Origin of the sequence: Noviherbaspirillum sp. (genome assembly GCF_036563305.1) — a bacterium.
GTDB lineage: Bacteria > Pseudomonadota > Gammaproteobacteria > Burkholderiales > Burkholderiaceae_D > Noviherbaspirillum.
Genome location: NZ_DATCMQ010000013.1, coordinates 441,873 through 459,061, shown reverse-complemented (window position 1 = coordinate 459,061; position 17,189 = coordinate 441,873). Strand labels below are relative to the sequence as shown.

The window sequence follows — 17,189 nt, the reverse complement described above, 5'->3', positions numbered from 1 at the left end:
GTGGTCGAAACGGACATGCAGCCAGGACAGTTGCCGGCCGCCATCAAAGGAGAAAACCAATGAACCTGGAAAAGGTGGTCTTCGCGTTCTTCATCGTATTCGCCGCAACGCTCAATTTCGGTTTCTTTCTCGGCGACATCGATCGCCCCGAGATGCACAACATCTACGAGCTGTTCGCCGCCATCGTCGTCAACCTGATCGCGACCGTGCTGAAGTTCGGCGACCGCACGCAGATCGGCGCGGTGCACCTGTCGACCAGCCTGGTGGCCGACATCCAGCTGGTTGCCGCCGCGGTGATGTGGGGCATCGTCGTGCATGTCAGCGGCACGGGCATGACGCCGGACGCCACCGCCAGCATCGTCTCGCTGTCCGGCGGCGCGCTGCTGGCCAACATCATCTCCGTCGTGCTGCTGATCATCGAGACGGTCATGGTGCGCCGCTGAACATGAACAGCGTCTTCTTCCTCGTGCTGCGGCGGATGCGCGCACCGCTGATCGTGCTGATCGTCGTCTACGCCATCTCGGTGCTCGGGCTGACCCTGGTGCCGGGCGCGGATGCCGACGGCGGTCCCGCGCCGCCGCTGAGCTTCTTCCATGCCTTCTACTTCATCAGCTATACCGCCACCACCATCGGCTTCGGCGAAATCCCGGGTGCCTTTTCCGACGCGCAGCGGCTGTGGGTGACGGCCTGCATCTACCTGACCGTCGTCGCCTGGTCCTATTCGATCCTGACCCTGCTGGCGCTGGTGCAGGACAAGGCGTTCCAGCACACGCTGGTCGCATCCCGCTTCGCACGCCGTGTCGCGAGGATCCGTTCGCCCTTCTACCTGGTCTGCGGATGCGGCGAGACCGGCAGCCTGGTATGCCGGGCGCTGGACCTCATGGGATTCGACTTCGTCATCCTGGAGCGGGACCCGCAACGGGTGGAAGAGCTGGACCTGGAGGACTTCAAGACCAACGACCCGGCGCTGGCGGCCGACGCCCGCCAGTCCGCCAACCTGCTGATGGCCGGGCTGCGGCATCGCTACTGCAGGGGCGTGCTTGCGGTGACCAATGATGAAGAGGTGAACCTGGCGATCGCCATCAACGTGCGCCTGCTCAACCCCGCCATTCCCGTCCTCGCCCGCGCGCGCAGCCCCGCCGTGGCCGCCAACATGGCCTCGTTCGGCACCGACCATATCGTCAACGCCTACGAGCGTTTCGCCGAATACCTGGCACTCGCGGTTTCCGCTCCCGAGCGATACCGCCTCATCGAGATCCTCACCGGCCTCCCCGCGGCCCCCGTGCCCGAGGTCCACCGCCCGCCAGGCGGGCACTGGATCATCTGCGGCTACGGCCATTTCGGCCAGGCGGTCGCACGCTATCTCGACCTGCCCGGCATCGTGCTTACGGTGATCGACCCGGGTATCGACGGACCGGACAACGGCCGGCTGGTGCGCGGCCTCGCCAGCGAGGCCGCGACGTTGGAGCGGGCCGGGGTGAAGGACGCGGCCGGCATCGTCGCCGGCAGCAACAACGACATTGACAACCTTTCGATCGCCATGATGGCCAAGCGCCTCAATCCCGACGTGTTCATCGTCCTGCGGCAGAACCAGGCGGCGAGCGACCTGCTGTTCGACACCTTCCGCGCCGATTTCAGCATGGTCCATACGCGCGTGGTCGCGCAGGAATGCATTTCTATCCTGACCACGCCGTTGCTTGCCCGGTTTCTTGCCGCCGTCCGCCACGAGGACGAGAGCTGGTGCCGTGCGCTGGCGCGGCGGCTGGAGGACCTGTGCAGGGGACTGGTGCCCGAGGTGTGGGGCGTGCACCTGGACGCGCGCAATGCCCCGGCGGCGCACGAGGCGCTGCGCGACGGCACGCGCCTGCGGCTGCGCGACCTGATGGACGACACCGACAATCGCGGCGTGATGTTGCCGGCCATCGTCCTGCTGGTCGAACGGCAGGGCAGGTTGCTGCTCCTGCCGGACGACAACTGCGTGCTGCAGGCCGGCGACTCGCTGCTGCTGGCGGGGCAGCATGACGCGCGCGCCCGGGTCGATGTCGCATTGCAGAACATGAATGCGCTCGAATTCCTGCTGACCGGCCACAGCCGGCATGGCGGCTGGCTATGGCAGAAGCTGGTGCCGCGGAACGGGGAGCGGCCGGACCCCGACCTGCGCTGAGGCGCCGCGTCAGCGCAGCAGAACCGGCCGTGCGCCGACCTGCGTGCGAAACAGCGCGTACGGCTTGCGGCGCAAGTCCTGGCCCTGGTGGTAGCGGGCCTGCCGGTGCAGCTGGTTGGCTGTCACGTACAGGTAGCCGTCACGGGCAAGCGACATGGTGTCCGGCCAGAGCAGCCGGGGGTCGTGCACCACCGTCTCCCACTCGCCATCGGGGCGCCGGCGCAGCACCGCGTTGTGCTCGTAGTCGGTTGCATAGATGCAGCCGTCGGCGTCCGATTCCAGGCCGTCCGAGCCGCCGCCCTTGTTCCCTTCGTCGATGATGGTCGCCGCGACCGCCGCGTCGTCCACCGCGCGGTCCGCCAGTGCCGCCGTCGAAACGCTGTACAGGCGCCGGCTGCCGAGCGGACAGTAGTACAGGCGGCTGCCGTCGGCGCTGATCGCGATGCCGTCCGCACCCATCGCAGGACCGGGCATCAGGCGCTGGTCCGGTCCGCGCTGCACGAAGGGCCGTCCTTCCACCACCGGCATGAAGTGCTCGATGGGTTCGGTCTTTGTCGTCGGATGGTCGTTCAGCCGGCGCCAGCTCTCGCCGGTGGCGAGGTCGACGACGATGATGCCGTTCGGCCCCTTGTCCGAGGAATCGGTGATGAAGGCCATGCCGTCCTTGCCCTGCCGCAGGTTGAAGCGCACGTCGTTGAGGTAGGTGGTCGGCAGCGCGACCTCCCGCGGAAACAGGATCTTGCCGACCACGGTGTCGGTCACCAGGTCCACGCAGACCAGCTTTGGTCCGCCGACCTGCGTCGACTGGAACATCGGGCTGCCGGTGTCGAGTATCCACAGCCGGTCGGCCGCATCGACCACCACGCTCTGCACCGACACCAGCGCTGCCGCCGGATCGGCGGGGTCGGTCGTGTTGAATGCCTGGTCGGGATACGGAAACGCCTGACCGCCGCGGATCTCCGCGACCGTGAACTGCACGTCGTCGCCCCATTTGGGGAAATTGACGAAGATGCGGCCCTGCTGCGACACGGTCACGCCGGTCGGCATTGCGCCTTCGAAATACGCGACCGGTTCGAGCGCGCCCTTGGGCTCGTCCATCGGGAATGCGGGAAATATCGTTGCCATCGGTTCTTGTCCTTTTCCTTGTGATTGCCTGTGCCGGGCAAGGGGAGCGTCGGTATCGACCGCCCGGGGGCGCCTGCCATCGCGCCCCGGGGGTCCTGTGATGATTTCCGGCGGCACTGAAGGTTCCGGCGCATGCGTGGCGCTCGGAGCGCGAACTCGCCGATGCGGTCTCAGTCTACCCAGGCCGGAATGCCAATCGAGCCGCATGCAGGCGCAGGCGCAGGGTGTTGCGGTCTCATGACCGGCAGCGTCCCCCGTATCCACCCACTTCACAGGAGCAAGGATGGCTGAACAGCTAGGGCGCGCCCTGACCCGGCGTCAATTCGTATCTTCGATGGGACTGACCCTCGCCGCCATACCCGTTGCCAGCGCGGCCGCCGTGGCGGGCATGCAGTCGGCGGCGTCACCGGCCGGGGCCGGCGCACAGCCGGCTGCCCGCCCGATGCCGAAGGAGAACAAGCTCGGTGATCCGCCGGGGCGCCGGGTCGGCATTGCGGTGGTCGGTCTGGGCAACTACGCGCTCGGCCAGATCCTGCCGCGCATTGCGCAAACGCAGCACCTGCGGCTGGCAGCCGTCGTCAGCGGCAATCGCGACAAGGCAAGGACGGTCGCCGACGCCTACGGCCTGTCCGCGCAGAACATCTACGACTATGCCGGATTCGAGAAGCTGCGGGACGACAAGTCGGTGGACGCGGTGTACATCATCCTGCCGCCCGCGCTGCATGCCGAGTACACCGTACGCGCCGCGCAGATCGGCAAGCATGTCTTGTGCGAGAAGCCGATGGCGCCCACCTCGGACGACTGCCGGCGCATGATCGATGCCTGCGCAAGGGCGAATCGCAGGCTGATGATCGGCTATCGCGTGCACTGGGAGCCGCACAACCTGGAGGCAATCCGGCTGATGCGCAAGGGTGAGATCGGCCAGCCGCTCCAGATCGTCGGCCAGCACGGCACCCCTGCGGATCCATCCACCCCGCATGGCGAGTGGCGTATCCGCCGAGCGCTCTCGGGAGGCGGATCCCTTTGGGACGTCGGCATCTATTCCCTCAACGGCGCCCGCTTCCTGTCGGGCGAGGAGCCGGTCGAGGTGCGCGCTTCCTACCGCCGGCCGCCAGGAGCCGACATCGGCGGCGTCGTGGCGGACGTGGAGTCCGGCATCAACTGGGAGGCACGCTTTCCGAGCGGGCTCGTCGCCGTCGGAACCTCAGCCTACGACTACACCGTCAACCACATGTTCGTGCATGGGGAGAAGGGGTCCATCGCGCTCTCGCCAGCCACCTCGTACCAGGGCAATGAGATTCGCATCAAGACCAGCGCCGGGGAGGAAAAGCCGAAGGTTGGCGAAGCCGACGAGCAGTTCCTCGGCATGCTCGACGAGTTCGCGCTGGCAGTGCGGGAGAACCGCGAGCCCCGTACCAGCGGGCGCGAAGGCCTGCGCGATGTGCAGATCATGGAGCTGATCTACGAGGCGGCCCGCACCGGCCGCGCGGTTGCCGTCCCTCCGGCGGCGTGAAACCCGTGGACGCCGTTGCTGACGCGCGAGGAGTGCGGCAATGGGACGCAATGCAGGCGATCTCGGGTTAGCCGCAGTGCGCTCGGAAGGTGGCATGGCCATCCGCGCTGCCTTTTTCAATCCGGAATAGGGCGTGTGGGGGGAAATGCAAAAGGGCGGAAACGTCGACGGGTCGGCTGAAGCGGGCTCCCGGCGCGGAATCTGCGTCCGCCCGTGCCTTGCGGGCCGTGGACTTGTTGCCGCATTGTTCATTTAAAATACCGCGAAAATTGCCTAACGTTTCATCTCTGGTCATCCAATGTCAGCAAATACACGTTTCTATCCCAGCCCCAGCGCGGCATCGTGGGCCGGCAACCCGGCCTTTCTGCAATCCATCGCGGCCATGAGCGACGCGGATGGACAGGAGAATGCCGAAAGCTACAAGGTACTTCTGGTCGACGACAACGTCGACCTGCTGGAGGTGGCGGCGACGCTGTTCCGCGGATGCGGCTTCGAGGTGATCGCAACCTCCAGCGCGATGGAGGCCATGGACATCCTGCGGCGCACCCCCGACATCGACGTGCTTTTCAGCGATGTCGTCATGCCGGGCGTCAGCGGCATCCAGCTGGGCTACGAAGCGCGCAAGATCAGGCCCGGCATCAAGGTCATCCTCGTTTCAGGCTATGCCACCGTCGCCGCCAATGCGGGCCACGGCAGCCTGCGTGACTTCGATTTCCTGAAAAAGCCCTATCATTTCTCCGACATTCTCAAGCTGCTGGCAACGCCGGACTAAGCGCTTCTCGGCAAGGCCGCTTGCAGGGATTTGACGCCTGGTCACTGTGCGTCCGCCACCAGCGGCTGGCCGGATCCATGGATTTCGCCGCGGGTGAGCTCGACACTGCGCGGACGCAAAGCACCGGGCGCGCACCCGGCTATCGTCGGGTCTGTCGTCCCGATTCCGCCGGTCCGGTTTCGCCGCCGGGCCGCGCCGCTGCGACAGCGCGAGGAGCCGACCTTGTTGCGACCGGCAGCCGGCATACGGCGCAGAAGCATGTCTGTCCGGCCGGCCTGTTTTCCCGTGGCAGTCACCTTGAAGGAGGTCGCCATGACCCTTGCCAGTGACCAGAACCTCGATGCGCGCAGCTTGTCGCCCCTGAGCCGCAGGATGCTCGCGCTGCGGGAGACCGTTCTTGCCAGCTGGGCGGAGCGCGTGTGCGCGACGGTCAAGGGCGCAGGCGACCTGTCCTATCCCGTTCTGCTCAACACCCTTCCTACGCTCTACGACAACATCGCCGAGGCGCTCACCCCCGGCTACCGGGCGAGCGCCGAGGTGGCCGCGCCGTCCGTCGCCCTGGAGCATGGCGGCGAACGTGCCCGGCTGACGCGGTATGAGGCGCAGGCGGTGATTTACGAGTATCAGATCCTGCGCACGACCATCATCGACGTGCTGAGCCAGCACGAGGTGCCATTCACCGTCCAGGAGACGCAGATCATCAATGCATCGATCGATGCGTCGATACGGGAAGCGGTCACCGCATTCACCCTTGCGCAGTCCGCTTTCCGCGAGCAGTTCGTCGCCACGCTTGCGCACGACCTGCGCAATCCGCTGGCAGCCGCCAGCTCGGCCGTTCAGCTGATTCCCCACGTCAGGAACACCGGGAAGCTGGATGATGTCGCCAGAAAAATCTCGGAGAACCTGCGCCGCATCGACCAGATGATCCAGGACTTGCTGGACACGGTGATGTTCCAGCGCGGCGAGCGCCTGTCGCTGCACCCGACCCATTTCGACATCCTCGAGGTGATCAGCGAGGTATGCGAGCAGGCCGAGGCCGTGCACGGCAAACGCTTCGAGATGAGCGGCCTGTCGATCAACGGCTGGTGGGGCCGCGATGCCGTCAAGCGGGCGCTGGAAAACATGATCAGCAATGCGGTCAAGTATGGCTCGCCCGGGACGCCTATCCGCATCGCATGCCAGCAATACGACGAACGGATGCTCCTGTCGGTGCATAACCATGGCGACCCGATCCCGCCCGACCAGGTGGAAACCGTGTTCCAGGTTTTCCGCCGGACGAAGGCGGCCACGGAAGGCGACAAGCAAGGGTGGGGAATCGGCCTGCCCTACGTGCGCAGCGTCGCCGAGAGCCACGGCGGCAGTATCGATCTCGACAGCACGGCAGGGAGAGGCACGACGTTCTCCATCAACATCCCCCTGGATGCCCGTCCGTTCCAGAACGCGCCCGTTCTGGAGTGATCCTGTCGAAAGTGCAGCCGCGGGCGGCTGCATGCCGGTGCGCGGCTTGACCCGTACGAAGAAGCGATGCTGGCCGGCACCCGGCCTTCCTGCGCATCCCCTCGCGATCAGGACGTTGCGCGTCTCCGCGGGTGTCTGTCTCCGCAATCACATCCTCGCCCGCCTTCACGTGGATCGGCCGCCGGCCGTGCCCGCGAAGGCGACTGGCAATAGGGACGCATGCGTACACCGCGCGACCGCTTCGCCCCGCGCCTCAACGGCACGGGACTGATGGTCCGCCACGATTGCCGCAAACGACACCCACGCCTGTCCATGCCTGCGGAACTGCACGCCGCCGCCTGACAGTGCCAGCGGGACTTGAATCGCAGGATGGTCGTGTAAGCCGGTTTCCACGGCCGGATAGCCGCTTCACAATCCGCGACCTCGCCAGGAAACGAGCCGGCCCTGCCGTTGCTCATCAACTCACGCCATGGCACTCGTCAGGCCCCGAACAGGCCCGATCCTGTACGGACGCGGTCCGCCCGCGGCGCTAGAGCCGATCTGGCTGGCCGTCGGGCCGGTCACTGCAACCTCAGCAGTTGCATCACCCACCACGCAGCAATGACAAGCTGCGCGGAAAAGAAGGCGAAGCGGACCTGGGCCGCGAGGGTGCTGTTGGAGATGAGGTGGGTCGATGACTGCGCCACACGTGCCGCGAGCATCCAGGGCGCAAGTGGATTCGTGATCGATGACTGCCCGGTTGCCAGTGCCAGCAGCAAGAGGCCGCCAATGAGGGGAAAGCTCTCGTAGCAGTTGGCGTGCGCACGGGCCAGCCGATGGGCAAAAGCCGAAACATCCGATCCATCCGGCCTGAAGCTGTTGGGTGGCCGATGCTCCCGCAGCACGACGACGGACCGATGGATCTCGATGCCGATGATGAGTATCAGCGTCCAGCCGACATAGCCAAGAACCGCAAGTGCGGATGCATCCAAATCCGTTCTCCCATTAAGGTGACAGGCGGCTCACCCTTCCTGCGGAAATGGTCAGGCCTGGCGGGTCAGGGGAGAGATCGCAGTGTAGATTGGAATTGTTGCCCGGGCAACCTTGCCGCGGATAGCCAAAGCAGCGAAAAACGATGGCTGCCGGACCAGGCTTGCGTGGAAGGCAGCGTTCCTGCACCGGGTTGTCGCCGGCGACGCGGGAACCGGAGGCGCCTTCGACGCCAGCCGCGCCAGGTCGGTGCTGTCGGCAGCAATCCCGCGCCGCCCCGGGTTTTCTTGTCGTACAGCAGGGCAAGTGCTTTGGCTGCCCGTCCCGGAAGGAGTGGAAGCAAAGTGCGCCTGGCGCCGGGACTGCCGTCCCCCGGTGCGCATCGCACTGCCAAGGTAGCGAACGACGCGCAGCCCCAGGAACGGACCAGGCCACGGATTGTCAGAATTGAAAACCCGCCGGCTTGTCCGACCTTCTTTTCTCCATCCGAAATTCAGTCATGAATCGCACGAGCCCGATACCTGCGGCGCATTTCGAATCCATTTTCGCGGCATCCCCTAGTTCGCTTCTTATCCTGCTGCCCAATGAAGACCTCACTATCGTCGGCGTCACCAACGACTACCTGCGCGACACCCTGACGACACGGGAACAGATTCTGGGAAAGCCCGTATTCGAGGCCTTTCCTGACAATCCGCACACCCCTGAAGCAAACTCGACGCGGAATTTGCGCGCATCCCTGGCGCGCGTGGTCGCGACAAAGTCAAGTGACGCCATGGCGGTCCAGCGGTACGACGTGCCAAGGCGGGATGGCTTCGGCTTCGAGCAAAGGTACTGGAGCCCCGTGAATACCCCGGTCCTGTCGCCGGACGGGGACCTTGTCTACATCATCCATCGCGTCGAGAACGTCACCGACTACATGCGGCTTCGGGAGGAGAACGAGGCCCGCCGCAAGCGAAGCGCGGAGCTGAGCGAACAGAACGAGAAGATGGAGGCCGAGATACTGCAGCGCGGTCTGGAGCTGGACGCGAAGAACAGCGAATTGCGGCAGGCAAACGAGACATTGATGCAGTACGCAAGGGCGGCACGCGATGAGGCGCAGAGGAAGGATGAGTTTGTTGCGATGCTTGCGCACGAGCTGCGCAATCCCCTTGCCGGCATCTCGACCGCCCTGGAATTGCTCGGCATAACCGGTCACGACAGCGCGAAAGCCACGGAGCTGCACGAGGTCTGCTTTCGCCAGCTCGGCAACCTCACCCGCCTGGTCGATGATCTGCTGGATGTGTCGCGCGTCAGCCGCGGCACCGTGTACCTGCGCAAGGAGCCGCTGGACCTGCGCGACGTCCTGGATAATGCGCTGCACACGGTGCGCGGCCTGCTGGACGAGCGAGGACTGACGGTCAGCACCAGCATTGCTCCCGGCACCTACAGGATGTGCGCAGACTCGACGCGGCTGGAGCAGGTCCTGAGCAACCTGTTGTCCAACGCCGCAAAGTTCACGGAGGCCGGCGGCCAGGTCACCGTTGTCCTTTCCAATGAAACGAGAGAGAACGAAGCCTGGGGCGTCCTGCAGGTCAAGGATAACGGCCGCGGCATTCCGCCGGACAAGCTGTCGAATATCTTCGAATTGTTCGTGCAGGTGGACACGGAAATCGACCGTGCCCGCGGCGGCCTCGGCATCGGACTGACGCTCGTGCAGAAGCTGATCGAGATGCACGGCGGAGAAGTGCGTGCGGAGAGTCGGGGAATCGGGTTTGGAAGCACGTTCACGGTGCGCTTGCCGCTTGATGTGCATGTCGCGCTGCCCGGCCAGGGTACCCTGCGCGGCACCCTCCCGCGGGAAAAACTAGCGAGTGCGCGCGTGCTGCTGATCGAGGATAACGTCGATGCCCGGGAGACGCTGAAAACCCTGCTCCAGACATATGGATACGTCGTCGAGGCCGTGGAAAGCGGGGAAGAAGGGTTGCGGCGGATGCGGGAGCAACGGCCGGACATCGCTATCGTGGACATCGGATTGCCGGGGCTGGATGGCTTCGAGGTCGCCCGTCGCGCACGCCTGCTTCCCGATGCGGGCGAGATCAAGCTGGTCGCGCTCAGCGGCTATAGCGGAACAGACACCGAAAGAAAGGCCGCCGCCGCAGGATTCAATCTGCACCTGGTGAAACCCGTGAATCCTGTCGAGCTGCCAAGAATTCTCACGAAAGGCACAGGCGGTTCCGGCTAGTTCCTGTGGATCGCCGTCTTGCCTGTCCCCGGGCTGCGCCGATCGCATGCTTCCGGATTTCCAGCGGTCAGGTCGGGTCGACAAGCGCGCCGCAAGCTTTGCCACATGCCCCTCTTCTACAGGCACTGCACGGACCCGCTCACACGGGTTCATGCCCCGGCGCCTGATCGCCGATGCCGGAGCCGGCGCCCGCCCCCGCGGCGCGACGACGTGGAAGGCCCAGCACCGTCGCATCCCCGCGGTCGACGCGGGGGAGGCAGCCGGCGCAGGCGGGTGATTTGCAGCACCCGGCCGCGGGCATGCGTCGATGCCAGGAGACGGGCATGCGACGCGGTCAATCCACCCGCGTCACCCCTGCCGCCACGACCGCCGCAACCGTCGGATAGCCGTTGACCGCCATCAGCAGATCGGCCTCGGCCAGCAGGCACTTGAGCACATGGGCCGCGCCGGCTGCGCCGTCGAGCGCCAGTCCGTATGCGTAGGGCCGCCCGACACCGACGGCGCGTGCGCCCATCGCCAGCGCCTTGACCACGTCCGTGCCGGAGCGTACCCCGGAGTCGAACAGGACCGGCGTGTCGCCCGCCGCCTTCACCACCGCCGGCAGCATGTCGATGGCCGCGATGCCGCCGTTGGCTTGCCTTCCGCCGTGATTGGAGCAATAGACGGCGTCCGCACCGCTGTCGATCGCGCGCCGCGCATCGTCCGGATGGCAGATGCCCTTGAGGATCAGAGGCAGCTTCGTCAGCGACCGCAGCCACGCCATATCGTCCCAGGTCAGGACCTTGCCGAAGGTTGCCGCCCAGCGCTGCACCACGGTCGGCCTGTCGCCGATATCGGGCCCGAGCATCTTCTGGAACACCGGATCGGACGTGTAGTTGGTCAGCACATGACCGCGCAGCTGCGGGAAATTGCCGCTGTTGAGGTCGCGCGGACGCCAGCCGGTAACCCAGGTATCGAGCGTGACGACGATACCCTTGTAGCCGGCGGCTTCCGCCCGGCGCACCAGGCTCTCGGCCAGGTCCTTGTCCCTCGGCGTGTAGAGCTGGAAGAAACCCGGCGTGTCGCCGAGATGCCGGGCGACGGTTTCCAGCGGATCGTTGGACAGCGTGGAGGCCATCAGCGGCACGCCCGTCTGCGCCGACGCCTGCGCGGCGGCGAGGTCGCCGTGGCCGTCCTGAGTGCAGATGCCGGTCACGCCGATCGGCGCCATGAACAGCGGCGTCGGCAGCTTCATGCCGAACAGCTCGATCGACAGGTCGCGCTTCGTGCAGTCGACCATCATGCGCGGCACCATCCCCCAGTGGCTGAACGCCTCGGCATTGCGGTCCTGGGTGACCTCGTCGCCGCAGCCGCCCTGCACGTAATTGAGTACCGACGGCGGCAGGGCCGCGCTCGCACGCGCCTGGAGAGTCGGGAAGTCGACCGGCAAGCGGCTGATGACACCCTGCAGTCCGGCAAGGTAGATCTCGTTCTGGTAGTCCCCGAAATGCGGCATGTTGTCTCCTTGGTGTCGTTGTCGTGCCGTGCGCAGCGTCCCTGGGCAGGGGCAGCGCTGCCGGCTTTTCCGCAACGAGTATACCGGCGAACGTCGCGGCCTTCATGCGCCTGCCCGAAGGACGTTCCGCCGCGCATGGGCGGCGCGCGGCGCGGCGGCCGGACCTGCCTGACAACGCCGGCACTGCTGCGTTTGCAAGGCGGGCGCGCCGCCGGTGTCCGCCACGGGCCGTATTCGCGGTTGAACATCCGCGCGCGCCCGGTCGTCTGCCTAGTGCGGCTTGATCACGGCGAGCAGCGCGATCAAGCCGGTTGCAGCAATGGTTGCGGATCCGGACATGGCCCAGCTAACGGCCGGCGGGGCGTCGCCGGCCCCGCGTTCCCTGTGCTTCATGATCCCCGACAGCACGGCGTGCGAAAGCGTGAGGCCGGCGACAAGGACAAGCTTGCCGGTCAGCCACGCGTCGCCGAACCACCTGCCTTGTGTCGCGATGACGATTCCCGACATCCAGGCAAACAGCAGCGCAGGCGCGGTGACGCGGCGATTCCATCTCCCGACGTGCCGCTGCAGCACGAGGTTGGACGTCCGGACCGAGATCGCCAGCATCGTCAACCCGCCGACGAAGGTTGTCATGGCCGCGACATGGACGGCCTTGAGAAGCAGGTAGATCATGACGGTGCGCCGCGCCGCCCGAGCCGTCGCAGGGTCAGGAAGCCCCCGAAGGGCACGAGCGCCGCGGCCATCAGCGTCCAGGCTTCGGACGTGCGCAGGGCGCCGGCGGCGGCGCTGCTGATGACCAGCCAGGCGTAGAGCAGGAACGTCATGCCGTGGACCGGCCCCATCACCGACACGAGCGCGTCATCGTGCGACAGGTACTTGAGCGGTACGGCGATGAAGACGAGGACGACGAGCGTGGTGGCCTCCAGGGCCGCGAGAAGGCGCAGTCCGCGCACGGACGACAGGTTCTTGATCATTGGACCGGACTCGAATTGGCATGCCTGCATTGTCGCTGCTGGCCAATCGATACGCCACTGGCTAGAATGCCAGCTTTCAACGGAATCCGGCCAATGAAACGCTCCCCCGCCATGCATGTCGTTGCCGTCCTCGCACTTGACGATGTCATCCCCTTTGACCTGGGCGCGTGCTGCGATACCTTTTCAAGGGTGCGCGTGCCTGGCGTCGACGTGCCCTACAAGGTGAACGTCTGCGGCGAGCGCAGGCGCATCAGGACGGGGTTTTTCGAGATCCGCGCGCAATGCGGGCTCGAAGCGCTTTGTGAGGCCGATACCATCCTTGTTCCCGGGACGGGCGATCCCGCGGGTCCGGTATCGGCCCGGGTCGTTGCCGCTCTGCGGCGTGCTGCCGCGAGAGGTGCCCGTATCGCTTCGATCTGCAGCGGTGCGTTCGTGCTGGCTGCAGCGGGCTTGCTGGACGGTCGCCGGGCGACGACGCACTGGGCAGGCGCGGCCGAACTCGCGCGGCGCTACCCGGAGGTGATCGTCGATCCAAACGTCCTGTTCGTCGACAATGGCCAGATCCTGACCTCCGCGGGAGCATCGGCCGGGCTGGACCTGTGCCTGCACCTCATCGGAAAGGACTACGGCGCCGCGGTCGCCGCGGACGCTGCGAGGCTGGCGGTGATACCCCTCGTGCGCGATGGCGGGCAAGCCCAGTTCATCAATCAACCTGCCCCGGCGGCGACCGCGTCGCTGCAGACGCTCATGCTCTGGCTGCAGCAGAACCTGCAGGCGCCGCTGACGCTGGAGAAGATCGCCAGAAAGGGCATGATGAGCACGCGCACGCTCACCCGCCGTTTCCAGGAGCAGACCGGGACATCGCCCGTGCAGTGGCTGCAGACGGCCCGTGTAAGACGGGCCCAGCAGCTGCTGGAGACGACGGCGTTATCGGTGGAGCGGATCGCGGCCGAAGCCGGCTTCGCTTCGCTTACCACGTTCCGGGAGCAGTTTGCAAAGATGGTGGGAACGTCGCCGCGGCAGTACCGCAAAGCGTTTCGCATGCCTTGAGCGAAGCCTTTGATTCACTTGAGACGGCCGGCGCGCCGGATGGGCGGCAGGGGTCCCCGCGCATCCGCTTCGGGTTGCTGCGGCAGGTCGTTCATGGAGCGCGCCGGGACTCCCATCGCAATTGCATGAACCCGGATGAAAACGCTTCGACGCCGACGGTCCGCCAATCGCTCGTCGGCATCCCGCTGTCGAACAGACGAATGCCGTCGCCAAGCAGCACGGGTGCCACCGTCACCGTCAAGTCGTGGACCAGGCCCTCCTTCAAGCCCTGCTGGACGGCCTTCCCGCCGTCGAGATACACGCGCCGGACGCTCGCTTCCCGCAGCTTTTCCAGCAGCGGCGCCAACGGACCGCAATGGGTGTGCGCACGCCGTTCACCCGGCATCGGCCGATGCGTGAGCACGTGCACATCCTTGTCTGCAAACGGCCAGGCGCCGAAGCCAAGGACGGCATCATACGTATTCCTGCCAAGGATTACCGCATCCACGGTCTCCATGAAACGCCCGTACCCGTAGTCCTCCGTTCCCGCCGGCCCCGTCAGCCAGTCAAGCGAGCCGTCCCTGCGGGCGATATAGCCATCCATGCTGGTCGCAATGAACACCGATACACGTGGGGCATCCAACACGTCGGCCTCCCTGTTCTACAATGTAGAAATAATTCTACACTGTAGAATAGTGGGCGGTAAAGATGAGAGGCTGCGATGAAAAAGAAGCGTGCCGATTCAGACGGCGCAATGCCGAGCGAGGGGCGGCTTTCGCACGACAAGATCCTGCGCGCCGCCGTCGCGGTGCTGGAGGGCGAAGGGCGACTGACCATGCGGCGGCTGGCACAGCTGCTTGGGGTGGATCCGATGGCGGTCTATCACTACTTCCCGAATAAGGATGCCCTGTTCGCCGCCGTCGCAATCCATGTCTTCGGGAAGATCGACTCGCTCCGGCCGCAGATGGAGCGGCAAGCTTCGTGGACGGACCGGCTGAAGACGCTCGCGCGCGGCTACATGGCACTGGTTCGCGGGGCACCGTACCTGACACGCGTGCTTGCAGGTGATGCGCGCCTCAGTGCGGAGGTCAGTGCATGTTTCCAGCACCTGTTCGACGTCGCGTTGGGAGACCTCGAGCTTGACGCGAAACACCGGCGTGCATCGATGAATCTGCTTGTGGATTTCATTCATGGGTATGCAATGGCGAATACGCGGGCCGGCGCCCGGTGGCAGGAGGAGCTGGCCGTGATCGAGCATGGCATTGCCTCGCTCGCGGCCGCCGCAAGGACGAGCCGGCCTGCGCGTTGAAGGATGCCGGCACGCCGTGCTGCGCCATCCACAAGCGCGTCGCGGCAAGGTCGGCCCCGGCCGGCAGTCCGCCATCCACTGGTCGCAGCTTGCCTCACGCGGCCTGCGCGTCGAGCAGTCGCGGGAACAGGTCGGCCGGCCCCTCGCGGACCGTACGGCACTCGCCCTCGCCGGACAGGCCGATGCGGCCCGCGTTGATGCCGTCGACAAGCTCGGCCATCTGCGCGGCGCCCGCGTCGGAGAGTCCGGCGCCGGCGAGGATGCCGTTCCATTCGGTCCGGGGCGGGTAGACCACATCGAGCGGCTTGCCCAGCACGTCCGCCAGGGCGGATGCCACGTCCCGGGCGGCGTACCGGCGGGCACCTTGCAGCTCCACTACCCGGTGACCGCCCGGCGTTTCCAGCAGCAGTTCCGCGGCTGTCCTGCCGATGTCCGCGGTGGACGCCATGTCGATCTCGATGCCCGGCGCGATAAGCGACGGGAAGATGCCGAACGCCGTCGCCGGAGCGATTGCCTCCGCCCAGTTGTCCAGGAAGTAGGGTGCGCGCAGGAAGCGCACGCTGCCCGGATAATCGTGCAATGCCTGCTCGAGTTCATGCAGGAGCACTACCGGGCCTGTTCCGGTCGGGAGATGGGCGCCCAGGGACGAAAGTACGACCAGCGGCGGCGCGCCGGCCTGTTCTGCGGCGCGGCGGATGGCGCGGATGTATGCGCGCTTGGCACCGTCCGGATCCCCGGCTTCCAGGAGAGGCGGCGTCATGAGGTATGCCCCGTCGACGCCGCGCAAGGCTGCTGCAAGGGCCTGCGGGTCCGCCAGGTCGGCGACCGCCAGTTCGGCGCCCTGGTCGCGGAATGCGGCGCCGGCGTCTGCCCGACGGACAACCGCCCGGATGCGTTCGCCGCGGCGCAGCAAGGTGTGTGCGACGGCCGACCCGGTGTTGCCGGAAACTCCAAGGACTGCAAACATGACATTTCTCCAGTCAGGAACGATGAAAGTGATGGCATCTTAGGCGTGGCGTTATGATGCTTCCAATGCATCGTTGAGATACCGGTCATGCACGAAACGAATCTCCGCTCCCTGGACCTGAACCTGCTCGTGGCGCTGGACGCGCTGATGGCCGAACGACACGTGACCCGCGCCGCGCAACGGGTGGCCATGAGCCAGCCGGCAATGAGCCGCGCACTGGCCCGGCTGCGCATGACATTCCGCGACCCCCTGCTGGTGCAGGCCGGCGCCGAAATGGTCGCTACCGCCAGGGGGCAGGCGCTGGCGCAGCAAGTCGGCCGCGTGCTCAATGAAGTGCGCAACATGCTGGCGTCGGAGCCCTTTGTGCCGGCGGTCTTCCGTGGGCGCTTCAGGCTGCTGACCGTCGACTATGCCAGCCTGACGGCGCTGCCCCCGATGCTGGAAGCGCTGCTGGCCGAGGCGCCGGACATGCGGATGGACGTGGCGGATGCCGGCGACGACTGGCCGAAATGTCTCCAGGCGGGCGAGGCCGACCTGGTCCTTGGCGTCGTCCACCACACGCCGGCCGGCATTTACCAGCGGGCGGTTTTCGATGACCGGTTCGCCTGCATCATGCGCCGCGGCCATCCACTGGCGGGACGCCCGCTGGATCTCGCTGCCTTTCTTGCCCAGCGCCATGTGCTGATCAGTTCGCCGGGACATGATCGCAGCGCCGTGGACCTGGCGCTGGAACGGCTCGGCCAGCCGCCGCGCAACATTGCGCTTCGCCTGCCGCACTTCATGGCGTCGACCGCCGTCGTGGCCGCCACCGACCTCGTCATGACCCTGCCGCAGCGGATCGCCGCGTACATGGCACGCCACGAGGACCTCGAAGTGCGGGAGCCGCCCATGGAGCTGGAGGGCTTCACGCTGCGGCTGCTCTGGCACCATCGCTGCCACGATGACCCGGCCCACGGGTGGATGCGCGAACGCGCGGCCACGGCGATCCGGAATGCCGCCCGGCCGCCGGATACGGGCACGACCGCGTGAGCGGACCTGCCGCGGCTTGCGGCGCACGTCGCCCGCATCGACGCACGGCTGGCCGAAAGCACGGCAAGGGACAGACAGTCAGCGCCGCGGTCGCGTGTTTTCCGGCGCAGGTCCGCGCTACTGGCTGGCAATTCCTTTCATGTGAAGCGGACGACCATCCGCCC

General features: G+C 66.3%; 16 protein-coding genes. 9 read left to right on the top strand and 7 right to left on the bottom strand.

The features are described from left to right. The first annotated feature begins 59 nt into the window (after positions 1-59). Positions 60-443: a DUF6394 family protein gene (locus tag VIM12_RS12575; RefSeq protein WP_331941977.1), complete on the top strand. Its 384-nt coding sequence runs from the start codon at positions 60-62 to the stop codon at positions 441-443. 2 nt (positions 444-445) lie between these two features. Further along, the gene (locus VIM12_RS12570; RefSeq protein ID WP_331941976.1) at positions 446-2,164 is read left to right on the top strand and encodes a potassium channel family protein; all 1,719 of its coding nucleotides are present in this window, start codon (positions 446-448) and stop codon (positions 2,162-2,164) included. 9 nt (positions 2,165-2,173) lie between these two features. On the opposite strand, the gene VIM12_RS12565 is transcribed toward VIM12_RS12570, so the two are convergent. After that, entirely contained in the window at positions 2,174-3,289 is a 1,116-nt protein-coding gene (locus VIM12_RS12565) for an L-dopachrome tautomerase-related protein (protein ID WP_331941975.1), read from the bottom strand. 283 nt (positions 3,290-3,572) lie between these two features. Here VIM12_RS12565 and VIM12_RS12560 point away from each other — a divergent pair, with 283 nt between their 5' ends. From VIM12_RS12560 to VIM12_RS12550, 3 genes are all read left to right on the top strand, one after another. Continuing rightward, on the top strand, positions 3,573-4,802 hold the full coding sequence (locus VIM12_RS12560; RefSeq protein ID WP_331941974.1) for a Gfo/Idh/MocA family oxidoreductase: 1,230 nt from the start codon (positions 3,573-3,575) through the stop codon (positions 4,800-4,802). A 298-nt stretch (positions 4,803-5,100) separates the two neighbouring features. Further along, the gene (locus VIM12_RS12555; protein ID WP_331941973.1) at positions 5,101-5,574 is read left to right on the top strand and encodes a response regulator; all 474 of its coding nucleotides are present in this window, start codon (positions 5,101-5,103) and stop codon (positions 5,572-5,574) included. Positions 5,575-5,886: 312 nt separating this feature from the next. Continuing rightward, complete coding sequence (locus VIM12_RS12550) at positions 5,887-7,032, top strand: HAMP domain-containing sensor histidine kinase (RefSeq protein WP_331941972.1); 1,146 nt, start codon at positions 5,887-5,889, stop codon at positions 7,030-7,032. 560 nt (positions 7,033-7,592) lie between these two features. On the opposite strand, the gene VIM12_RS12545 is transcribed toward VIM12_RS12550, so the two are convergent. Further along, positions 7,593-8,003, bottom strand: a complete 411-nt coding sequence (locus VIM12_RS12545) for an MAPEG family protein (RefSeq protein ID WP_331941971.1) — start codon at positions 8,001-8,003, stop codon at positions 7,593-7,595. Between the two features lie 497 nt (positions 8,004-8,500). Between VIM12_RS12545 and VIM12_RS12540 the strand changes: the two genes are divergently transcribed. Further along, positions 8,501-10,222, top strand: a complete 1,722-nt coding sequence (locus VIM12_RS12540; RefSeq protein WP_331941970.1) for an ATP-binding protein — start codon at positions 8,501-8,503, stop codon at positions 10,220-10,222. A gap of 334 nt (positions 10,223-10,556) precedes the next feature. On the opposite strand, the gene VIM12_RS12535 is transcribed toward VIM12_RS12540, so the two are convergent. The 3 genes from VIM12_RS12535 to VIM12_RS12525 all read right to left on the bottom strand — a co-directional run bounded on the left by VIM12_RS12535 (position 10,557) and on the right by VIM12_RS12525 (position 12,691). Continuing rightward, complete coding sequence (locus VIM12_RS12535; RefSeq protein WP_331941968.1) at positions 10,557-11,717, bottom strand: alpha-hydroxy-acid oxidizing protein; 1,161 nt, start codon at positions 11,715-11,717, stop codon at positions 10,557-10,559. Between the two features lie 270 nt (positions 11,718-11,987). Continuing rightward, positions 11,988-12,389, bottom strand: coding sequence for a hypothetical protein (locus VIM12_RS12530; protein ID WP_331941967.1), 402 nt, complete (start codon positions 12,387-12,389; stop codon positions 11,988-11,990). Further along, a complete protein-coding gene (locus VIM12_RS12525) occupies positions 12,386-12,691 on the bottom strand; it encodes a DUF3817 domain-containing protein (RefSeq protein WP_331941966.1) in 306 nt (101 codons plus the stop codon). The genes VIM12_RS12530 and VIM12_RS12525 overlap by 4 nt, the downstream gene beginning before the upstream one ends. Before the next feature lie 111 nt (positions 12,692-12,802). Here VIM12_RS12525 and VIM12_RS12520 point away from each other — a divergent pair, with 111 nt between their 5' ends. Then, positions 12,803-13,741, top strand: a complete 939-nt coding sequence (locus VIM12_RS12520) for a GlxA family transcriptional regulator (RefSeq protein ID WP_331941965.1) — start codon at positions 12,803-12,805, stop codon at positions 13,739-13,741. Between the two features lie 91 nt (positions 13,742-13,832). On the opposite strand, the gene VIM12_RS12515 is transcribed toward VIM12_RS12520, so the two are convergent. Then, a complete protein-coding gene (locus tag VIM12_RS12515) occupies positions 13,833-14,366 on the bottom strand; it encodes a dihydrofolate reductase family protein (RefSeq protein WP_331941964.1) in 534 nt (177 codons plus the stop codon). A gap of 75 nt (positions 14,367-14,441) precedes the next feature. On the opposite strand from VIM12_RS12515, the gene VIM12_RS12510 reads away from it, so the two are divergent. Next, positions 14,442-15,029, top strand: a complete 588-nt coding sequence (locus VIM12_RS12510) for a helix-turn-helix domain-containing protein (RefSeq protein ID WP_331941963.1) — start codon at positions 14,442-14,444, stop codon at positions 15,027-15,029. A gap of 94 nt (positions 15,030-15,123) precedes the next feature. Here the strand turns inward: VIM12_RS12510 and VIM12_RS12505 are convergent, their stop codons facing one another. Then, positions 15,124-15,996 (bottom strand): NAD(P)H-binding protein, encoded by an 873-nt coding sequence (locus tag VIM12_RS12505; protein ID WP_331941962.1) that lies wholly within the window; start codon positions 15,994-15,996, stop codon positions 15,124-15,126. A gap of 87 nt (positions 15,997-16,083) precedes the next feature. Here VIM12_RS12505 and VIM12_RS12500 point away from each other — a divergent pair, with 87 nt between their 5' ends. Then, positions 16,084-17,025: a LysR family transcriptional regulator gene (locus tag VIM12_RS12500; RefSeq protein WP_331941961.1), complete on the top strand. Its 942-nt coding sequence runs from the start codon at positions 16,084-16,086 to the stop codon at positions 17,023-17,025. The last annotated feature ends 164 nt before the right edge of the window (positions 17,026-17,189 follow it).

Excerpts from the sequence above, each read along its gene's own strand:
- VIM12_RS12575 (WP_331941977.1), top strand. The coding sequence starts at position 60 with ATGAACCTGGAAAAGGTGGTCTTCGCGTTCTTCATCGTATTCGCCGCA.
- VIM12_RS12570 (WP_331941976.1), top strand. The coding sequence starts at position 446 with ATGAACAGCGTCTTCTTCCTCGTGCTGCGGCGGATGCGCGCACCGCTG.
- VIM12_RS12565 (WP_331941975.1), bottom strand. The coding sequence starts at position 3,289 with ATGGCAACGATATTTCCCGCATTCCCGATGGACGAGCCCAAGGGCGCG.
- VIM12_RS12560 (WP_331941974.1), top strand. The coding sequence starts at position 3,573 with ATGGCTGAACAGCTAGGGCGCGCCCTGACCCGGCGTCAATTCGTATCT.
- VIM12_RS12555 (WP_331941973.1), top strand. The coding sequence starts at position 5,101 with ATGTCAGCAAATACACGTTTCTATCCCAGCCCCAGCGCGGCATCGTGG.
- VIM12_RS12550 (WP_331941972.1), top strand. The coding sequence starts at position 5,887 with ATGACCCTTGCCAGTGACCAGAACCTCGATGCGCGCAGCTTGTCGCCC.
- VIM12_RS12540 (WP_331941970.1), top strand. The coding sequence starts at position 8,501 with ATGAATCGCACGAGCCCGATACCTGCGGCGCATTTCGAATCCATTTTC.
- VIM12_RS12535 (WP_331941968.1), bottom strand. The coding sequence starts at position 11,717 with ATGCCGCATTTCGGGGACTACCAGAACGAGATCTACCTTGCCGGACTG.
- VIM12_RS12530 (WP_331941967.1), bottom strand. The coding sequence starts at position 12,389 with ATGATCTACCTGCTTCTCAAGGCCGTCCATGTCGCGGCCATGACAACC.
- VIM12_RS12525 (WP_331941966.1), bottom strand. The coding sequence starts at position 12,691 with ATGATCAAGAACCTGTCGTCCGTGCGCGGACTGCGCCTTCTCGCGGCC.
- VIM12_RS12520 (WP_331941965.1), top strand. The coding sequence starts at position 12,803 with ATGCATGTCGTTGCCGTCCTCGCACTTGACGATGTCATCCCCTTTGAC.
- VIM12_RS12510 (WP_331941963.1), top strand. The coding sequence starts at position 14,442 with ATGAAAAAGAAGCGTGCCGATTCAGACGGCGCAATGCCGAGCGAGGGG.
- VIM12_RS12505 (WP_331941962.1), bottom strand. The coding sequence starts at position 15,996 with ATGTTTGCAGTCCTTGGAGTTTCCGGCAACACCGGGTCGGCCGTCGCA.
- VIM12_RS12500 (WP_331941961.1), top strand. The coding sequence starts at position 16,084 with ATGCACGAAACGAATCTCCGCTCCCTGGACCTGAACCTGCTCGTGGCG.